15 protein-coding genes are annotated in these 19,176 nt (G+C 47.9%); 7 read left to right on the top strand and 8 right to left on the bottom strand.

Features of this window, described 5'->3' with window-relative positions; all coding sequences use genetic code 11:
• Positions 1-499 precede the first annotated feature (499 nt).
• Entirely contained in the window at positions 500-2,215 is a 1,716-nt protein-coding gene (locus tag ACJJIQ_RS15650; protein ID WP_445362385.1) for an AMP-binding protein, read from the top strand.
• A gap of 71 nt (positions 2,216-2,286) precedes the next feature.
• On the opposite strand, the gene ACJJIQ_RS15645 is transcribed toward ACJJIQ_RS15650, so the two are convergent.
• From ACJJIQ_RS15645 to ACJJIQ_RS15635, 3 genes are all read right to left on the bottom strand, one after another.
• Complete coding sequence (locus ACJJIQ_RS15645) at positions 2,287-2,577, bottom strand: DUF1540 domain-containing protein (RefSeq protein ID WP_444896253.1); 291 nt, start codon at positions 2,575-2,577, stop codon at positions 2,287-2,289.
• A 142-nt stretch (positions 2,578-2,719) separates the two neighbouring features.
• The gene (locus ACJJIQ_RS15640) at positions 2,720-3,259 is read right to left on the bottom strand and encodes a GNAT family N-acetyltransferase (RefSeq protein ID WP_444896254.1); all 540 of its coding nucleotides are present in this window, start codon (positions 3,257-3,259) and stop codon (positions 2,720-2,722) included.
• Between the two features lie 109 nt (positions 3,260-3,368).
• A complete protein-coding gene (locus tag ACJJIQ_RS15635; protein WP_445362384.1) occupies positions 3,369-5,747 on the bottom strand; it encodes an autotransporter domain-containing protein in 2,379 nt (792 codons plus the stop codon).
• A 474-nt stretch (positions 5,748-6,221) separates the two neighbouring features.
• Between ACJJIQ_RS15635 and arfB the strand changes: the two genes are divergently transcribed.
• Complete coding sequence (gene arfB, locus ACJJIQ_RS15630) at positions 6,222-6,593, top strand: alternative ribosome rescue aminoacyl-tRNA hydrolase ArfB (protein ID WP_445358890.1); 372 nt, start codon at positions 6,222-6,224, stop codon at positions 6,591-6,593.
• Between the two features lie 280 nt (positions 6,594-6,873).
• On the opposite strand, the gene ACJJIQ_RS15625 is transcribed toward arfB, so the two are convergent.
• Complete coding sequence (locus ACJJIQ_RS15625; protein WP_445362383.1) at positions 6,874-7,434, bottom strand: DUF2799 domain-containing protein; 561 nt, start codon at positions 7,432-7,434, stop codon at positions 6,874-6,876.
• Positions 7,435-7,680: 246 nt separating this feature from the next.
• Between ACJJIQ_RS15625 and ACJJIQ_RS15620 the strand changes: the two genes are divergently transcribed.
• From ACJJIQ_RS15620 to ACJJIQ_RS15610, 3 genes are all read left to right on the top strand, one after another.
• Positions 7,681-9,102, top strand: a complete 1,422-nt coding sequence (locus ACJJIQ_RS15620) for an amidase (RefSeq protein WP_445362382.1) — start codon at positions 7,681-7,683, stop codon at positions 9,100-9,102.
• A 472-nt stretch (positions 9,103-9,574) separates the two neighbouring features.
• Complete coding sequence (locus ACJJIQ_RS15615; RefSeq protein ID WP_444915663.1) at positions 9,575-11,140, top strand: M28 family peptidase; 1,566 nt, start codon at positions 9,575-9,577, stop codon at positions 11,138-11,140.
• Positions 11,141-11,497: 357 nt separating this feature from the next.
• Positions 11,498-14,125 carry a TonB-dependent receptor plug domain-containing protein gene (locus ACJJIQ_RS15610; RefSeq protein ID WP_445362381.1) on the top strand — a complete coding sequence of 876 codons (2,628 nt, stop codon included), beginning with the start codon at positions 11,498-11,500 and terminating at the stop codon, positions 14,123-14,125.
• A 126-nt stretch (positions 14,126-14,251) separates the two neighbouring features.
• Here ACJJIQ_RS15610 and ACJJIQ_RS15605 read toward each other — a convergent pair whose 3' ends face one another.
• The 4 genes from ACJJIQ_RS15605 to can form a co-directional block, all read right to left on the bottom strand.
• Positions 14,252-14,983, bottom strand: a complete 732-nt coding sequence (locus ACJJIQ_RS15605) for a glycerophosphodiester phosphodiesterase (RefSeq protein WP_445362380.1) — start codon at positions 14,981-14,983, stop codon at positions 14,252-14,254.
• Between the two features lie 159 nt (positions 14,984-15,142).
• Positions 15,143-15,655 (bottom strand): flavin reductase family protein, encoded by a 513-nt coding sequence (locus ACJJIQ_RS15600; RefSeq protein WP_413663130.1) that lies wholly within the window; start codon positions 15,653-15,655, stop codon positions 15,143-15,145.
• 103 nt (positions 15,656-15,758) lie between these two features.
• A complete protein-coding gene (locus ACJJIQ_RS15595) occupies positions 15,759-17,375 on the bottom strand; it encodes an FAD-dependent oxidoreductase (protein ID WP_445362379.1) in 1,617 nt (538 codons plus the stop codon).
• Positions 17,376-17,468: 93 nt separating this feature from the next.
• Positions 17,469-18,125, bottom strand: a complete 657-nt coding sequence (gene can, locus ACJJIQ_RS15590) for a carbonate dehydratase (RefSeq protein WP_444898283.1) — start codon at positions 18,123-18,125, stop codon at positions 17,469-17,471.
• Positions 18,126-18,262: 137 nt separating this feature from the next.
• On the opposite strand from can, the gene ACJJIQ_RS15585 reads away from it, so the two are divergent.
• The gene (locus ACJJIQ_RS15585; RefSeq protein ID WP_444896263.1) at positions 18,263-18,466 is read left to right on the top strand and encodes a hypothetical protein; all 204 of its coding nucleotides are present in this window, start codon (positions 18,263-18,265) and stop codon (positions 18,464-18,466) included.
• A 125-nt stretch (positions 18,467-18,591) separates the two neighbouring features.
• Positions 18,592-19,101: a GNAT family N-acetyltransferase gene (locus ACJJIQ_RS15580; RefSeq protein ID WP_444896264.1), complete on the top strand. Its 510-nt coding sequence runs from the start codon at positions 18,592-18,594 to the stop codon at positions 19,099-19,101.
• Positions 19,102-19,176: the final 75 nt, after the last annotated feature.

Genomic DNA, 19,176 nt, shown 5'->3' with positions numbered 1-19,176 from the left:
GGTTGTTTCTCTGTAACCCTGATATCAAACTAGAAATTGGTGCGGATTAAATTTTTAAGAAATCAAAAGTAATTTTGAATTACACTCATGTGAAACTGTGCACCACAATGCTCTAGTTTTTAGTCCTATTAGTAAGTAGCGCCCTGATAAAAGGGATACTTTTGTTAGACCTGATGTCCCAATTGAGCAGCAAAGAGCCTGCTCCTTTGTGACCAGTCATTCGCATTTTATTGTTGATAACAATAATTGCACTAATAGCTGATCTTCAGTAACTTAAGGTAAAACAATAACTGTCAGAGATTCTGCCTTTTTAGGTGTTTCATCTGCCATATTCATTCGGCGGATCTAGCCAAGCCGAGTAAAAGTCGTTATTTAATGGCTTTACTGCTTAGTTATCTTGGTAACTCCGCTCAGGGTGTGCTGCATATTGGTGCAATCTGCCCGGACAAATGATACTGCTCATAATTAAAAAAAACACAATAATCAGAGAGGACTAGCGATGACCCCGGAAGAAAAATACGAGAAGGTGAAGGGCCTGCAACCTTTAGAGCTTCTTTATCAGAGGGAGGCGCAGCAGGCTGATACGGTCTTTCTTCGCCAAATGCAGCAGCGGCAATGGAGAGACTATACCTGGGGTGAGGTAATGGATCGGGCTCGCAGGATTGCTGGCTACCTGCGCGCTCAGTACGAGCCCGGTGATCGCATCGCTATTCACGGCAAAAATTGTGCGGACTGGATTATTGTGGATGTGGGTATCATGCTGGCGGGAATGATCAGCGTGCCGCTTTACCCAGGTCAATCTGTCTCCTCAATGACTTATGTTTTACAGCACTCTGATTCGAAATTGCTTTTCTGTGGGGCCACCGACAATAATGCGGCTCTACAGGAAGTTGCTGATATGCTGCCCTCGGTCGCTATCCAGCGCTGTGAGATCCGTTGTGACCAGGATCTGGAAACCCTAATCAAAGAGAGTGAGCGCTTTGAGGAGAAGCCGACTTTTGATCTGGATGATATCTTTACGATCATGTACACCTCTGGAACTACAGGCAATCCAAAAGGGGTTATGCATAGCTGGTCTTCGGTGGTTTTTGTCTCCCCAAATATGATTCGCGGTTATGGAATGGATGAGAATGACCGTGTTCTTTCCTATTTGCCCTTAGCTCATGCTGCAGAGCGGATATTGGTTGAATTCCATTGTTTGTATTCTGGTACCCCAATTCATTTCCCCGAATCTCTAGATACTTTCCTGGAAGATTTAAAGCGCACGCGCCCGACGATGTTCTTCTCGGTTCCCCGGCTATGGACCAAGTTTAAAGAGGGCATTGATGAAAAAATCCCGCCGTCACTGCAAGAAGTGCTGTTGCGCATTCCTGGAATCAATACCTGGCTGAGAAAGAAAGTTCGAAATGGTCTGGGGTTGGATGATGCAGAAATATTGGTTAGCGGCGCGTCCCCTATTTCCATTGAACTACTGCGCTGGTACCACCGTATGGGAATGAAGGTGGCTGATGGTTATGGTATGACGGAGAACTTTATCTATGGCTGCTTTGCTCCACCGGGGGAAGATCCTGTACCGGGGACGGTTGGTAAGCCTTATCACGGCTGTGAAGTTAAGATTTCTGAGGAAGGGGAGATACTCTTTAAGAGCGGTTCCTTGATGAAGGGATACTATCTTGAACCGGAAAAAACCGCGGAGGTAATACGGGACGGTTATTACCACACGGGTGATTCTGGATTTATTGATAAGGACGGTCTGGTACATATTACTGGGCGTATTTCAGAAACCTTCAAGACCAGTAAAGGCAAGTTTATTCAGCCCAGCCGACTCGAAGGATTTTTTGGTAATGAGACAATGTTGGCCCAGCTCTGTGTTCTGGGACACGGTATGGATCAGCCAGTAATGCTGGTGACTATCTCCGAGTCCGCTGAAAAATTACCACGTGGGGAAGTTAATGAGCATTTGCAGAAGCTACTGACTTCAGTGAATGATAAGTTACCGCAACATGAGCGAATTAAGACTATCTTTATCACCAAGGAAGAGTGGACACCTCTTAATGAATTCCTCACGCCGACTTTGAAGATTAAGCGAAAGGTACTCGAAGCGCATTATCAACCTTTATTTAAACAGCACGTGGATACCAAGGGAGTTGTATGGGAGCCGCGAGCCTCTGTTGGCGAAAGCTCAAAAGAGGCCTCATTAGAGCCTGTGAATTAATTGCCTTTCAATTAATAAAAAAGCCCGGCAAATATTGAACCGGGCTTTTTTATTGGGTCTCTAGCGGACTACTAATGGGTGTAACTCTGGCAGTGTTGGGACTTGCCTATCAGTCCAATTTGAATGCTCTCTGCTGAACACTCGAAGTCATCATTAAATTTACAGTCTTCCATTTTACAGGCTCCAACACCGGCGGTACGGGAGCTGCTTGTATGACGGGAGTTGGTGAAGAAAGTATCACAGTCGGGGTCGGCGCCGTCACCAATGGTAATTGCCCTGGCGTGGCAAGCATCGTTGGCGTTGTAAGCACATTGGCTGGCGGCACATCGACTGACTTCTGGCATATCGGTTGCGATAATCATGGCAGTCCTCTCCTTAATAGTAAGTTGGAGACTAGACCAGCATGGTTGCATGTCAATGAAAAACCACAGGGTCTGTGTGGTATTTTTATTTTGTTAGAACAGGCAAAGCTGTTATCGCAAATAGTTTTTGGGTGGATAACCTTTATTCCGAATAGAAATTTTTCTCCATTACTTCTTGCTGCCAAGCCAGTAACAATACTGTTTTCGTTTCACCGGGCAGCACAATTTCTTTTTCAGCACTTAAGCCCAGCTTCTTTAATAACTTAATTGAGGGCGTGTTACTGGGTTGTGCAATGGCCAGAATGCGTCGTAGGCCCAATTCCTCTCTCGCGTATTGCATGACAGCTTGTGCCGATTCCAGAGCGAAGCCCCGGCCGCGAAAATCAGGTAAAAAGGCAAAACCGATATCGATACCATCCAGTCCTGCGCGTTTGACTAATCCGCAGATTCCTATAGCAGTGCTATCTTTCAAGGACACCTTGTACATACCAAAGCCGTGTTCCCGATACATGGCAACGGGGCCGTTCAGGATAAACTGGTAGGCATCTTCCTTAGTACGCACGCCACGATCGCCAATATTTTGTAGGAACGCAGAGTCGTTGAGCAGTGATAGAATTAGGGTACTGTCTTGTTCTGCATTTATCTCTTGGATAATAAGATTGTCAGTCTCCAGCTTAAACATATGAGAATCCCTGTTCTTCCAACGCCAAAGTGGAGTGGGAAAGTTTTGGTGTTTGCAGATCAATAAGGAGGGGGGAGACTGTGCCCCCTGAAAGGGGGCACAGTGTTGCTTAGAAGCGGTAAGTCAAATTGACAGAGGCAGATTCAGTCGTTGGGCGGGAAGCGACAGTTGCGCTAACAGCGATAGCGTCAGCTGCTTGCCAGCGAATACCGGCAATCATACCCATGCCACCGTTGAAGATGCCCTCATCGACACTGGCGTAGCTTGGCATGGCATTCATATTGCCTTCCATGGATTTCACGCCAACCTCAATGGTGTCTTCTTCTGTGCCGTTATTATCTTCGTACCAGATTTCGGCGTAAGCGTTAATGGTATCCCAGCTCTTATTAGCGAAGGCACCAAAACGCATATTTCTAATACGGCGTTCTTGGTCGCCGTAGTGCATGCCGAGAGGGTCGAGCTCATTACCGCTCAAGTCGGTATAAGTGAAGCCCTCGATAGCGTCTTCGGTGTAGCCGTCTACATCAGTAGTGACCTTGGTAAAGCTTACAAATGGACCGAACTGGAAGGTCTCACTACTGAGTAGGTTGGCACCGGCTGTAATTCCCAGGGACAAGCTCTCGCCAGACGTATTGCCAGTCAGGTTGCCGTTGTAAGTGTCACCCAGAGCGACAGCGCGGCTGACGTCATCGTAATCTACATCGGTCAGGGTCGCGTTACTTTCGACAAAGAAAATGTCGTAGTGCATACGGCCAAAGACGCTGTAGTTGGTTGAAGTGGAGTCAATGGCAAGCTGTGAATTATCCACATCAATATTGGAGCGGCTCACTGCAAAACCGATTTCCGCATTGTCGCGCACGGCGTAAGTCAGGCCGAGAATATTGGAATAGCCATCTCCCCTGACATTGGCGGTGTAATCGGTATCGTAGTCGACGTTACCCAGGGAGCTACCGGCGAAAACGCCAGTCTGAGCGGTGCGGTAACGAACACTGGCCAGGCTCTCGTCAAGGCTGTTGGTGTGGGTGCGAGTAGCCTGGATTGCGATATCTGGCAGCTGACCGGCAACCTGAGCAGCATTCACGATTGCGGTGTAGTAGTCACCGAGGATTTCCTGACCAATTTGAGTGGGGTGAACACTGTCGTTGAAGATCAGCTTGTCTGCATCGGGGTCGGTGCCGTTAATGCCATAAACGGAGTGCTCAATACAGTCGTTGCCACTGCCGTCGTAACAGAACAGTTGGTTCTCTGAGGAGGATAAACCAAAGATGGTCGGGTTATTAAGGGCGACTTTCAGGATACCTGCTTGGTCAACCATCAGAACGCCGTCGATATTCTTGGCCTTAGCTAACAGTGCTGAGTTGAAGGTTTCAGAAGTAGTACTTGCTTCGAAAAGTATCTCTTCGAAGGCGGTGGCCAGCTTGGCATCCGCATCTTCCTGGGTCATCAGTCCAGCATCAACCGCAGCTTGCAGAGCCTCTGCATTGTCGCTGGAGTAAACGGCTTCATATGCAGCAGCGTAAACGCCAGGAGTTTTGCTGACATCGGGTACATTGGATACGAGGATGTAATTGGCACCTGCATCGGACAGGGCGCCAGCTGCGCTTGCCAGCATAGTTGACGCAACGTCTAGGTCCGCAGTGACTTCTTCGATGGTTGAGGTGCCAGCGACGACATCTTCGAAACCGCTGAGCAAGTCGTTACCACCGCCGTTTACCCAATAAAGAGCGTTGTGATCAGCACTTCCCAGAGTGCTTTCCAGGTAGCCCATTCCCAGTGGGTGTGGGTTACCCGAGGTTCCAGATGTGGCGATAAGACCAGCAAAGGTGCCTTCGATGGCATCGCTCATAGCGGCGGCCTGGGTCATCAGCTCGGCATAAGTAGCCATATCTCCCTCAGCCTTAGCTGCTTCAGCTTCAGCTACTAGTTGGGCTGCTGTGGCCTGTTGTACTAGCAATTGGCCCAACAGTTGGGAGTCTGGATAGCTGGGCGTTAAGCCTTCGTCACCAGTGGTTGGCATCAGGGCGCTTAACAGGTTATGACGGCTCGGGTCAGCTTCCAGGCCATATGCCTGCAGGTAGGCCGCATAGTTATCGGGGCCGATGATATTCATCAGAACATCAGCAGCTTTATGTCCACCTACGGCCCAGCCTGTACCAGCATTGCTCAAGCCAGCAGCAATCTGAGCAGTAACGGAAGCTTCAAGATCCTCTGCACTCAGTGAGGGGTCTACGGTGGGTAGGCAAAAGGAAGATTGCATACCTGCACAAGACGGTGTAACTGCACCCAAGCCGAGATTCTGGGATAAAAGACTAATTGCTACTTCACGATCGTCGCCACCATTGGTGAACACATCGTAGTTGCCAACATCAGTCAGACTGTCACCAAAGGCGATAACTTGGGAAAAGGCGGTGTCTTTAGCAAAAGCTGCAGAGCTTGTCATTGTTGCGAGTGCAATGGCCGCTGCGAGGCTACGCTTGGCGTTGTGCATGGTTTTCTCCTTGTCGCGGTAATCTCACACCCGCGGAGACATCGGGAGCAGTCCAGAGGAAACTACAGGGCGCGAGTCTTTATTGTTCTTTGCTCCAGTACTTCGAGGAAGCTGGGCAATGTTAGCGGATTTGACTGAGACTTGAAAATAAGTCACAAATCATCCCGCGTATTCTGGTCGGCCCTCAGGCCGCTTCACTAGCTTTTATTTGGCTGGCGCAATATTACTTAATGAGGGTTTCCTGGTAAATGAGGTTTACCCCCTGATATCCTCACTTTATAGAAAGCATTTTTCGGTATATTGATTTCTGTCAATGGCGAATTGTATCTGTGTAGTGGGACTGGTTAATAGCTGCACTATTTGGGCAAAATAGTCATAGAGTTTTGTATTTTTAGTAAAACGATGTAGCTCAGGCTTTGGATATTTATGGTTTGTGGAAAAGGCAGGATATCGGTTTCTCAAGATGAGATTGAAATGAGTGCGATACGCGCTCAAGGCGCCGGTGGCCAAAATGTAAATAAAGTTTCCAGTGCAATTCACCTGCGCTTTGATATTCAGGCTTCTTCACTTCCTCAGCTAATTAAAGATGGCCTTTTGAAGCTCAAAGATCGGCGTATTTCTTCAGATGGAGTGGTGATTATCAAGGCCCAGAGGTTTAGGACCCAGGAAAAAAACCGCGCAGATGCCCTAGAGCGATTACAGGAGCTGGTGGATAAAGCCGCATTCAGGCCAAAGTTTCGTGTAGCTACCAAGCCCAGTCGAGGTGCCAAGGAGCGCCGTTTACAAGCAAAAAATCGTCGTTCTCAGGTGAAATCAATGAGGGGTAAGGTAAAAGATCAACACTAATACAGTTCCCTAGAAAAGGGAAAAATTTTCACAAAGCTTTACTACCACTTGGCTCCTTAGTACGGATGTTCTAGTTGGTGGGTAGGGCGATATCTCAGCCCTAGTGTGATCGAATCATTTGTAGAGCCGACCTATTTTTCTTTTCTCATATGAATTCCTTAGCTACTCACAGAGGGTGGCGTAAATCTGGGAAGGGTGTGTGCTGGTTGAAATAAGCTATACAGGTGTAAACCCCTGCGGACTAGAGTGACCGCAGAGGTATCCTCGATGGGGTAGAGACCTATAGGTAAGGAGAGCGGGCGAGGGCTTGCTGGTACTCTGCCTCCCGTTGCATTAGTTCGTATTGTAAGTCCGCTATTTCCATTCCTAGCTCAGAGTGCCTAACCTTTAGGCGAGCGACGTCAGCGATAAGTGTTACTCGTTCGGAATTGTCGATTGCTTCATCGACCAACAGTGCACCAATTTCTGTCATGTCATCGAGAATGTGTTCTCTCTCCAACTCCAGGTTGTGAATTGCCGACAGAATTTCCTCAACGGCGGACTTGGCAAGAAAAATATCCTGGCCTGAATTGTACCCCCGCAGGAATAACCCTTCGAGGTCCGCGGGGCAGACACCGTTATAGTGGTTACCGGAGCGCCCTTGGTCAAATCCGCGCAGCTCGGTACAAAAAAGCTCCAGCCCTTCACCTCGCCCATCCCGGTAAGCATTAGTATTGACCGTTACGCCATATTTTGCACAGGATTCGCGGCGTCTCCCCAGGTAGGATAAGTCCCTGCCCGCTGCGCCATCCTCATACCCAATTGCCTGCCAATCTGCGACATAACATTCATCTTCACTCATGGTGGCACACCCTGAGATCGAGGTTGCTAAAAATAAGAGGAGGGCAATTGTAGGAGTAGACTTCACGGTGGTTTTCCATCTCATTAGTTTTGCTGCAGCCTACTCAAGTGATCCTGACTGGCAGCTGAAGCGCTAGTTTCATATGGCCATTATGTTAACAAATTGCTACCAACAGTGGCGCCGATAATTTTCCGCTGACGACTAATCTGGTGGTGTTAGGGGGCCGGTAATTGTGAGCTTGGGTCAATGAGCGATTTCGTTGGGATGACTGCTCTCGAGTTGTTACGCGGATACAGGGCGAAGTGTTTTTCGCCGGTTGAGGTTGTCGAGGGGCTACTCAATCAAATTGAGAAGCTAAATAGGCATGTCAGTGCTTTTTGTCTGATAGACAGGAAGACCAGCATTGCCTACGCACGGGACTCTGAGTGCCGCTATATGTCTGGTACTGTCAAAGGGTTGCTTGACGGAGTGCCGGTGGCACTAAAAGACGTTTTTTACACGCCGATGTGGCCGACAGTTTTCGGCTCCCAAATTATTGACCCAGAGACAACATTGGGTTGTGCGGCCCCTTGCATTGCGGCTTTGCAACGCCATGGGTACATACCAATAGGGAAAACCACGACACCGGAGTTTGGTTGGAAGGCGGTGACGGATAATGCCATAGACGGTATTACGAGAAACCCCTGGGATAGGGATAAGACATCGGGTGGTTCGAGTGGCGGGGCCGCTGTTGCAGTATCACTGGGATTGAGCCCTCTGGCTGTGGGGGCTGATGGTGGTGGATCTATCCGGATTCCTGCTAGCTTTTGCGGCACAGTTGGGTTCAAACCGAGTTTTGGGCAGGTTCCCCATTGGCCATTAGGTACCTTCTCCTCCCTAGTGCATGTGGGGCCCTTAGCATCGACGGTGGAAGACTGTGCACTGATGATGAATGTAATCAGTGAACCGGATCATCGGGATATCCGCGCAATACCACGTCGGAACATTGATTTCCTTGCAGCTATAGAGGGAAGGTTGATTGAAAGAACAGGAAAGTTGCGTATTGCTTACAGCCCCAGTCTTGGTTACGTAGAACCTGATCCCATGGTGGTGAGCAACGTTTCTGCTAGTGTAATGCACTTCCAGGAATTGGGTGCTGAAGTTGTAGAGGTTGACCCAGGTATTGATGATGCTAGTGCAGCTTTTGGCTGTCTATTTTGCGCGGGAATAGCGAGTATCTTTAGGGCGATGGATAGTACCAGGCGCCAACTGGTGGAGCCCCAATTGTTAGAGGTCGCAGAACAAGCGGACAAATTATCCTTACCTGATTATCTCGACGCGCTGAAGTGGCGAGATAACTTTGTCGAGCGATTACAGGAATTTTTTCTGAAATATGATCTGTTAGTGACCCCAACTTTACCTATTACCGCATTTAGTGCAGGGGTCAATGTGCCGGATAATAATCCAGGCTCTCTATGGTATTCCTGGACACCTTATACCTACCCCTTCAATTTATCAGGCCATCCGGCAATATCAATCAATTGCGGTTTTTCAGCGAGTGGTCTGCCTGTAGGCTTGCAAATAGTAGGCAGAAAATATGCTGATGAGACCGTTTTATGTGCAGCCGCTGCTTTACAAAACCAGCAGGGATTAAAAAAGAGGCTTCCTGGTTGGGTGGATTCCTTGTGAATTGTAATCTTCAAATTATTCTTGTAGATCTAATTAAAATAAAGGGCTGAAAAACCCTTTAGTTCAGAAATTATTCCTAGTTCTATTTGCTATTAATAGTGTTTTTATATTCTATGTTTTTTGTGTATTTGTGATCCACTTAAAGTTTATTGCGGCTCTTACGTTGAAAGATGCCAAATTGTTTTAGTATTTATTTGAATGTGCTAGCTTTTCCTTGCCGGATTGGTCAATCCGGTTTTGTTTGTTCTCTCTGCGCTTTTCGAAATTCGAATAATAAAAATATTTCTGGATTGTCCGCGATTGTTTATAGGTATGGCCTGTAGTTCCATCCTCATTGGTTTTTTTATTATTTGAATATTATTGGGATTCAAAACTGCTGTTTGTGCAGGCTTCTTGCATGTGTGTTTATTGCCTGCCTGTGTTTTTGAAATATTAGGAATTCGCAGGGGGCTAACTTAATGTGGAGAAGATAATGAAAAAAATTATTAGTAGGTCTTTAGTTGGGGTTCTTGCACTCCCCGGCGCTGTTGTGGCAGAAGAGCTGTGGATAACTATAGGTAGTGATGGTTATAAAACCTTAAAGCAAAACAGTAGCCTGGTTGCCAAGCAACCACTCTCGATTCAAGGTGAGGAACGTAACGGAGTCACTATTCTAAAAGTTAATGAAAAGAATCTTTCCGAAATATCGACTCTGATGCATATCAACCATAACCGTTGTGGCGGCTTTATGGTGCATGACTCATTGGAGGAAGCAGAAGCTGCCCAGATTTCATCGCTGACGACAACAGTGAATAACGTGATCGCTTACTCTATTGATAATGCAGATGTGGTTAACGCCCTGCAGGCAGAGATCTCAGAGTCTAATATACGGTCAACTATTCAAAGTTTGTCGAATTTTACTAATCGCTATTACACCACTTCAACCGGCGTGGATGGTGCTGAGTGGATAAGGGATGAGTGGCAGGCATTAACGAATTCACGAAGTGATGCCTCTGTCGAACTTTATAGCCATAGTTGGGCGCAACCCTCTGTAATTTTGACGATTCAGGGGCAAACTGACCCGGATGAAATTATCGTGCTGGGGGCGCACCTGGATTCTACGGTCGGTTTTGGCACTGGTGAAGGTACGAGAGCGCCGGGGGCTGACGATGATGCGTCTGGCATAGCAACATTGACTGATGTCATTAATGCAATTGTCGCTACAGACTATAAGCCGGATAAAACGCTGGCTTTTATGGGGTACGCTGCTGAGGAAGTGGGGCTGCGGGGGTCAGATGATATTGCTAGCGATTACAAATCACAGAATAAAAATGTGATAGGTGCCTTGCAGTTGGATATGACTAATTACTATGGCTCAAATAGTGATATCTATATTATTGGAGATTACACCAATAGTGCCCAGAATAGCTTTCTTGAGGATCTGGCCCAGACCTACCTGAGCGGCCTCACTGTTGGAACAACTTATTGTGGTTATGCGTGTTCTGATCACGCATCTTGGTATAACCAGGGTTATCCGGTTTCCTTTCCTTTTGAGGCGACTTTTAATGGCTCAAACCCTTATATCCACACTTCAAGTGATACCCTCGCTAATAGTGGTGGAGATGCCAGTCATGCGGTGAAGTTTGGAAAGCTTGCTGCTGCCTATGTCGCTGAATTGGCCAAGGGTTATATAGGGGATGATCCGGGCCCAGACCCCGATCCGGACCCCGATCCCGATCCAGACCCCGGTGAGGAACAAACAGAAACCTTTAGTGGTGATGTGGGTCGAGGTTCGGAGGATCACTATGGACCTCTCAGTGTAACGCCCGGTACAGATTTTATCGCGGATATGACCGGTACTAATGATGCCGATCTATATGTCCGTTTTGGTGCGGCACCTACTTGGCGCTATTACGATTGCCGTCCCTATGAGGGAGATAGCTCTGAGAACTGTTCCTTAACCGTGCCAAGTGGTGAGAGTGAAGCCTATTTTATGGTGCGGGGCTACAGTCGCCTGGGATCGGATTATGAGGTCGACGTTACTTATACACCTCAATAGACGGTGCTGATTTCACCTATTTATTTTTTTAAGTGAACTCATTGCTGTCACTTTTGCTTCAGCCTTTCTAAAAGTCACGTTTGGCAGTTTTTGGCATTTGCTAAACGTGTACCCCCTCCTTTTAAAATAAATATCGCGACATTAATTTTTTGATTTGTTGGAAGTTGACATTTAATCGCGTAAAAGATCTACCCCAGGCGTGCACTAATTTCTGGCATGGATGCAATTAGACGGAACGTCAGTATGCCGCTTTTTTTGTTTAACCCCTGCACGGATCTAATTTGATGTGCATTGCTTTGATGAATTATCCGGTGATGTTCTGTTTGATGTTAATAATGAGAAGAGAGGGTGGTGAATATGAAGCGTTACTTGTTGAGACCTTTGTCATTGGCGGTGGCAGTTGCGATTTTTAACTCTGGTGGATATGCGATTGCTGAGGAAAAGGAAGAGGGTGCCTCTAATACTGCTGATCGGGCAATGGAGGAAGTGATAACCACAGGTACACGCAAAGAGGGTGTATCTCCCACCGAGACTCTTTCTCCGGTAGATGTGGTTGGCGGAGAGGACATTGCGGATCAAGCGAGCTTTGATCTTACTGAGTCCCTGGCAAAAATTGCCCCTTCATTTAATACGCAGAGATTTCCAATTGCTGATGGTACCGCTTTTATCCGCCCGGTAACTTTACGTAATTTATCTCCAGATCAAACTTTGGTACTGGTCAATGGAACTCGCCGCCATCGCTCTGCGCTGGTTAATTTGCAGCTTGCCCCTCTGGGCACAGTTAACCAGGGTGCCCAAGCCGTCGACTTTTCGGCGCTACCCTCTATGGCTATAGAGCGAGTTGAGGTTTTACGTGATGGCGCTTCAGCACAATATGGCTCCGATGCGATTGCCGGTGTCGTTAACATTATCCTGAAGGATGATGCAGAGGGATTTAGCTTATCAGCTCAGACAGGGGAGTATTTTGAAGGGGATGGAACCCGGATGAGTATTGCCGCAAATACGGGATTTGCGCTGGGTAATACAGGATTTATTAATGGCACCGTTGAATTTTCCCGCGCAGATAAAACCTGGCGCAGCGAAGCGCGGCCGGATGCGCTGCAGGTAGGATCAGTTGTGGGAAATAATTTAGTACCACTGGATGGCTTGGGTCAGAGATGGGGTGATCCCGATGTTGAGTCCCTGAAGTTTTTTATTAACAGCGGCTTGGAGATCTCTGATTCGGTAGAGCTCTATGGAAACTTCGGTTATTCACAAAATGAAACAATTTCTGACTTTTTCTATCGTGGACCGGTGCTCGACCCAGAACACCAGTTTACTGCGAGAGGTACCCTGCAAGTAGACAGCCCCAATGACCCCCTTGATCCGAATAGTATCGACTACATGCCCGACCCAGCTCCCCAGTCTTTAGTGGATTCTATTTTGGCGCAGGGCCTAAACCCCTCGGATTACCTGGTAGCAGATACTTCCAGCGACAGTGGGTACGTGTTGCGAAACCCAATTTATACTCAGTTCCCTGGCGGCTACAACCCTGAATTTGGTGCAGATATTTATGATATCGCTGCTGTATTCGGGGCGCGTGGAGAGCTTGCCAATGGTCTCTCCTGGGATCTACGCGGAAGTTTGGCTGAAAATGAAGTGGACTATGTCTTGAAAAATTCAATCAATCCAAGTTTGGGTATTTTGTCTCCTACTTCCTTCAAGCCGGGAACCCTCACGCAGGAAGAGTCCAGCCTTAATGCGGATTTTGTCTACCCCATTGATGTCATGGCTTTTGCTTCGCCATTGAACCTTGCATTCGGCGCTGAGTGGCGTGAAGAGACTTACTCAATTGGTAGGGGGGATGCAGCGTCCACTGAGGTAGGTCCAACTGCTGCGTATTTTGGTGTGGGTTCAGATGGTTTTCAGGGGTTCCCGATTGAAGCGCTGGGCAGTTTCAGTAGTGAGAGTATTGCAGCTTATATTGACCTTGAAGCCGATCTGACTGAGGCTCTGACTTTGGGAGCGGCTTTACGGTTAGAGGAATATGATGAGTTTGGCTCGACATCGGATTGGAAATTGTCAGCACGGTATGATGTGAATGAACAACTGGCATTTCGAGCGACGGTAAATACTGGTTTCAGGGCGCCAACACCCGGACAGGTGAATACCTTAAATGTTACTACTACGACAGACTCTAGTGGCAACCTGATACCCAATGGAACCTACCCTGTGGCTCATCCGGTGGCATCAGCGCTCGGAGCCGTTGAGCTGGAACCGGAGGAATCCACCAGTTTCACCTTGGGTGCGGTTTTTGCCCCACTGGACAATACCAGTGTGACAATAGATTACTACAACATCGACATCGAGGATCGCCTGGCTCTGCGCAACAATGCCATCGGAGATGACGAAGTGATTCTGTTGCAAAATGCCGGTATAGAAAATGCAGCACTACTCAACGGCAGCAATGCAAACTATTTCGTCAATGCTTATGACTCGGAAGTGTCTGGTATAGATCTGGCAGTTACCAGTGATTTCGAGATTTTTGAAAGTTTATTAGTGGTGGATTTACGCCACAATCACAATCGCCAGGAAGTTACCAGTGTTACGCCAAATACCATCAATGCCTCACGGGTATTTGACCTGGAAAACCAAGTTCCCAGTGATCGAACGACTTTAACTTTTGATCTCGATACGGGTGATTTATTTGCAGGGTACCTGCGTTTTAATCGCTATGGCAGTTGGGAATCAACAGGCGGGTTGTTTGGTGCTGGGGATGCCAGTGATACCTATAGTTATGGCAGTGAAATTCTCGTTGACGTCGAAGCGACGTTTACGCTGTATGAAAATTATAAATTGTCGTTGGGGGGCGAGAATATCTTTGACGTAATGCCTGATGATGAGCAGGAGCCCACATTGCGATATCTCGGGGTACGCCATGCCCTCACATCACCATTTGGCTTTAATGGTGGTTATTGGTATTTACGTGCTAGCGCAGAGTTTTAAGCTGTATAAATAGGGGAGACTATTTAGCCTCGAGTCTTTTCCTGCTTTAACTCAGAGCAGTAGCCCGGTAATTGTCCCGGGTTACTGTCTGTTCTCTTAATTGGTGAAGGGGATCTTCTCCAACGTCTAAGTGCCAGTTTTTGTGAATTCAACACGGGCATTAAAATCGGATACGATTTGAGGTTCATCAGTGAAAACCCCATCAATACCTTGAGCTGCCAACAGTATCAAATCGTTGGGGTCGTTGACGGTAAATACGAAGTTCTTAAGCCCGCGCTGTTTTGCATCGGCTATTAAATCTGCATTTATAAAATCTACGTTCGTATGTAATGAATAGGCCTTTAATGGAGCAGAGCAGGCTGCAAGATCGAGGGGAACACCGGAAACCAGAACTCCCCGCCGAACCTCAGGAGCTAATTGCAGGCACTGGTACAACTGGCGGTGATCAAAAGAGGAGACGATGTATTGCTCGTAGCTTGCACCAGTATCCTGCGTAAAGGTGTGGATTTCATCCGCGAAAAGGGCTGCACAGTTAGGCCCTTTCAGCTCGATATTGAGTTGGGCACTATTTCCCACAAGTTCCAGGACCTCCCTTAATGTAGGGACCTTATTCCCGCAAGGGAGAGGTCTCTCTTTCAGGGCATCGGGATGCATTTCAGTGATGAGTTCAGAGCCCGCGATTAGGCGTCCGAGTCGCCGGTCATGCTTGACCAGAAGCTGCCCACCAATATTCCACACATCAATTTCGATACCCCCGACGTTGAGTTCCAACGCATGCCCGATTGCTTGGAGAGTGTTTTCACTGGCTCGCTGTTGATAGCCCCGGTGGGCGAAACAGAAGAGCGTAGTTGAAGTCATGGCTTATCAGTCCATTTTCATGGTTTGCTTCAGACTGCCCTTAAATTATTACGAGGTCACTAATGCAACACCAAAGTTTCTGCCAAATACTGGTTAATTGGCATTAAAAAATTATTTTTATAGCCTTTGGGTAGTGATTAGGCTCCAAAAAGTGAGCTGCTACTCTCCAGCCAATGCACGATAACAGCCTTGATGAAAGACCAGGGGTTCACCACCAAAAGCGGCAAATTCCAGCACCTCTCCAAGCAATATTGTGTGATCTCCACCATCAATGCACTGCGCGCGGCGGCAATGGAAATAGGCTGCACACTCCTCTAGGCGAGGTATACCATTGGGGCCTTCATACCAGTTGACCTGTCCAAACTTGTCTGCCCCTCGACCAGCAAATAGGTTTGAGACATGTTGTTGGTCTGCTCGCAGGATATGCACGGCAAAGTGCTCCCGGGTGGTAAATGCTTTATAGCCCATGGACTGCTTATCGATACTCCATAGAACCAGGGCGGGGTCCAGGGAAACGGAATTAAAGCTGTTAGCCGTCATGCCGGCAGGTTGGCCATTGGTATCCTGAGTGGTAATGACAGTTACACCGGTAGCAAAGTGGCCGAGGGTGTCCCGCAGTAGCCGGCTTTGCTCGGGTGACGGGGAAATCGTACGGCTTTTCTCTGTCGTCATACTAAGGCTACTTGTACCAAAACTTTGAAGGGCCGCCATTTTAAGGCAAAAGTTAACGGTTTGCGCGCTTTACCTCGAATAGCTATTAAAATAAGTATGATTATCAGTCATTTTTTGACTGATCGTTCATAATTGGCTGGCACTCTTGACTGAGCCTTTCCCGGAGGGCGATCGCACCACCGGTAAGGGCAAAACCTATTAAATTGCCCTTTTCGTCGCGAAATTCGGCGCAAACCCCTGAATCTTCTTTGTTGATTTGCCAAGTCCCCTTGGTATCAGGGCTTGGCGGGCAAACGGTAGTTGGGTGCAGGGTTGTCTTTACGGCCACAGGAATAACGCCAAAGCAAACGGGAGTCAGATTTCCTGACAGAGTATGTGCCAGACTCTTCGCACAGCTGATTAGGGGGGCGACAAAGAGTAACTGATGGCCGTCTATTTCTGCGCAATCCCCCAGGGCGTAGATATCGGGATCGCTTGTTTGCAGATATCGATCTACAGCAATACCTCTTTGCACGGCTATACCGGCCATGGAGGCTAAGCCGGTGTTAGCCTCAAGTCCGAGTGCGGCGAGAACGACATCCGCTTCTATTTGCTCTCCATTACTCAGCTGGGCCCGGAAACCGGTGCTCAATTTCTCGATACGCTTTAATGATGAGCCCCCATGGAAGCGAACGCCATAGTCTTCCAGGGCTCTCTGCAGATCGCGTCCGGCGACTTCCGGCAGCAGTGTCGCCAGTGGCCATTGCTCCATGTCAACCAGATCCACTGCGAAGCCGGTCTGTACCAGATCGTTGGCAAATTCACAGCCAATCAAACCAGCGCCCAGGAGTAGTATGCGTTTGCGCCCCACCACGGCAGTGCGAAAACGGTGGTAGTCTCTGAGATTATTTATGCGAAAGATATGTGATTGGGCATCCCCCTCATAGTGGGGAAGTTTGCGGCACTTGGCCCCGGTTGCCAGAACTAGCTTTCCATAGGAAATCTTGGATACATGCTCTGCACCATCCTGCTGAATCGTCAGAGTTCTGTTTTGGCGATCTATATGTATTACCCGCGTGTGAACCAGAATCTGTGCATTGAGTTCGCGAGCCATATCTTCGGCACTGGAAGTGCTGAGTTGCTGTGCAGTCTTGCCGTGAGAGAAAGAGGCTGACAGCAAAGGCTTGGAGTAAAAAGCTCCATCATCGGCAGTGATTAACAGGAGAGGAGACTGGGGGGTAAGCTTGCGAAACTCTCGCGCCAGATTATACCCGGCCAGCCCTGTGCCAATAATAACTAAAGGTGCTGAGGTTGTAGTGGTTGTTTTTTGGTTGGCTGAAGGGGACGGGGCGGTGGGGGCTTGGCCTACAAGAACCATATCAAATTCTTGTTTACTAACGCCGCATTGAGGGCAATTCCATTCGTCGGGAATATCCTCCCAACGAGTACCGGGAGCAATGCCATCTTGTGGACATCCCTCGGCCTCATTGTATGTCCAGCCACATACCATACACTCCCAGATTCGAAAGCCATCATTGCTAGCTAAGCGGGCTTGAGTGGTATCGGCGCCAATCTCCAGCATGGAGAAATCTTGTTTGGCTGCACCACACTCCGGGCAGTACCAGTCTTCAGGTATATCTTCCCAGCGAGTACCGGGAAGAATTCCATCCTCGGGCCAACCTTTGGACTCATCGTATATCCAGCCGCAGTTCTGGCACTGCCACTTTTTGTATGCCGACATGTTTTTTCACCAAACAGAGCTGAGCTCGGTAGCTAAAACTACCGGGTTAACCCCATTTATAGTGGTAAAAACGAAGGCAGTCGGGCAATAGTATTATTCAGTGCTGCGCTGAGAGATTTTACTAAGGGCACCTTGATAAATATCAGCAATTTCCCCCGGGTGCTTAATTGAAATACCCAAATCATGTACCAGGCCATCTTTTAGGCCGTAAACCCAACCGTTGACGGTGAGTTCTTGACCCGCACGCCAGGCATCGCGAACGATCGTTGTCTGACACACGTGTATCACCTGTTCCAGGACATTTAATTCACACAACAGATCTGTACGCTGCTGTTGTTGAAAAATATCGATCAAAGTGTGGTGTTTATCCCTAACGTCTTGGATATGTCGCAGCCAGTTATCAATTAAGCCCAGCTGATCATTGTTGAGGGCTGCCTGGACGCCGCCACAACCGTAATGACCACAGACAATAATATGTTTTACTTTCAGGATCTCCACAGCATATTGGAGTACTGATAGGCAATTCAGGTCTGAGTGAACGACTACATTGGCAACATTTCTGTGAACAAAAAGCTCGCCGGGTAAAAGGCCGACGATCTCATTGGCGGGAACGCGGCTATCTGCGCAGCCAATCCACAGGTATTCAGGGCTTTGCTGTTCAGATAATTGAAGGAAAAAGTCTGGCTCTTCTTGACGGGTAGCCTCGGACCAATGTTGGTTATTTTGTAATAAGTGGTTAAGCGGGTGCAATGCGATTGTATCCTGAAGTGACCATTTGGACATGTAGACAGCAGAATAGCGGCTTTGCTCGTGTGCGCCAAGTAAACTTGGTCTAGTCTTAAATGTGACTAACGGCTCAAACTTGGTCTAATAAGGATTTCAGGATCATGGGAAGAAAAAAAAGCTCAGTCCCCGGCAGGCGGCAAAGAGTTACTCGACACTCTAAGACGGCAGGTCGACATCGCCTCAGGGTGCGCCAGTTATTGGCGAGACGAACCCGGTTACGCAGTTACTTACAGTACTTTGTGAGTGATGACAAAGTTGATTTTAAAGAGACTTTAGAAACAGCGAATGCAGAGCTTACCGATTGAGTTTACTATTTTTCCCTGGGATCGCTACAGGTCATTATTTTGGTATGCTCTCCAACAGCTCTTACTTATCAGGCGCCTGTAAAGGCATTTTTTCGCTGTAATTGCGGAGGTAGGAAAAAATATTTATGGTTTTATCAGATTGTGAAGCTGGTACCGCATTAAAGATTGATTTGGCGAATTACGACGACTCGCAACATGCAAGTGATATCTTGGCTTTGATGGATGAATATGCCCGAGATCCATTTGGCGGTGGTGAGTCTCTAAGTGATCACTGCCGCTCTAGTTTATTGCCGGCATTAAGAGATTTTCCTGGGGCTTTTAGTGTTCTTGCTTATCGAGGGGAGCGTGCGGTAGGGCTCATTAATTGCTTTACTGGCTTTTCTACTTTTTTATGTAAGCCGCTGGTTAATATCCACGATGTTATTGTCAGTGAAACTGCTCGAAGTCTGGGGGTGTGCACTGCCATGCTCGACTTTCTGGCGAAAGAGGCAAAAAAGAGGGGCTGTTGCAAACTTACCCTGGAAGTTCTGCAAAAAAATTATACTGCTCAGGCGGCTTATCTTAAGACCGGCTTTAAGCCATACACATTGGATGAAGAACAGGGGCAAGCTGAGTTTTGGCAGCGCTACCTTTAACTTTGTAGGGTGAGCACTCGGATCCCCCACTCAGACAGCAATTACCCGTTTAGTCAGGTAATTGCTGAGCTACCT

The organism is Microbulbifer maximicatervae (SeqCode) (genome assembly GCF_052468295.1).
The sequence above is the reverse complement of the archived record's forward strand: the minus strand, read 5'-3'. Positions and strand labels throughout refer to the sequence as shown.

Bases quoted from the DNA above. Each gene is read 5' to 3' on its own strand.
- ACJJIQ_RS15610 (WP_445362381.1), top strand. From the start codon at position 11,498: ATGAAGCGTTACTTGTTGAGACCTTTGTCATTGGCGGTGGCAGTTGCG.
- ACJJIQ_RS15645 (WP_444896253.1), bottom strand. From the start codon at position 2,577: ATGATTATCGCAACCGATATGCCAGAAGTCAGTCGATGTGCCGCCAGC.
- ACJJIQ_RS15640 (WP_444896254.1), bottom strand. From the start codon at position 3,259: ATGTTTAAGCTGGAGACTGACAATCTTATTATCCAAGAGATAAATGCA.
- ACJJIQ_RS15635 (WP_445362384.1), bottom strand. From the start codon at position 5,747: ATGCACAACGCCAAGCGTAGCCTCGCAGCGGCCATTGCACTCGCAACA.
- ACJJIQ_RS15600 (WP_413663130.1), bottom strand. From the start codon at position 15,655: ATGACGACAGAGAAAAGCCGTACGATTTCCCCGTCACCCGAGCAAAGC.
- ACJJIQ_RS15650 (WP_445362385.1), top strand. From the start codon at position 500: ATGACCCCGGAAGAAAAATACGAGAAGGTGAAGGGCCTGCAACCTTTA.
- ACJJIQ_RS15580 (WP_444896264.1), top strand. From the start codon at position 18,592: ATGGTTTTATCAGATTGTGAAGCTGGTACCGCATTAAAGATTGATTTG.
- ACJJIQ_RS15615 (WP_444915663.1), top strand. From the start codon at position 9,575: ATGAAAAAAATTATTAGTAGGTCTTTAGTTGGGGTTCTTGCACTCCCC.
- ACJJIQ_RS15625 (WP_445362383.1), bottom strand. From the start codon at position 7,434: ATGAGTGAAGATGAATGTTATGTCGCAGATTGGCAGGCAATTGGGTAT.
- ACJJIQ_RS15620 (WP_445362382.1), top strand. From the start codon at position 7,681: ATGAGCGATTTCGTTGGGATGACTGCTCTCGAGTTGTTACGCGGATAC.
- arfB (WP_445358890.1), top strand. From the start codon at position 6,222: ATGAGTGCGATACGCGCTCAAGGCGCCGGTGGCCAAAATGTAAATAAA.
- ACJJIQ_RS15595 (WP_445362379.1), bottom strand. From the start codon at position 17,375: ATGTCGGCATACAAAAAGTGGCAGTGCCAGAACTGCGGCTGGATATAC.
- ACJJIQ_RS15585 (WP_444896263.1), top strand. From the start codon at position 18,263: ATGGGAAGAAAAAAAAGCTCAGTCCCCGGCAGGCGGCAAAGAGTTACT.
- ACJJIQ_RS15605 (WP_445362380.1), bottom strand. From the start codon at position 14,983: ATGACTTCAACTACGCTCTTCTGTTTCGCCCACCGGGGCTATCAACAG.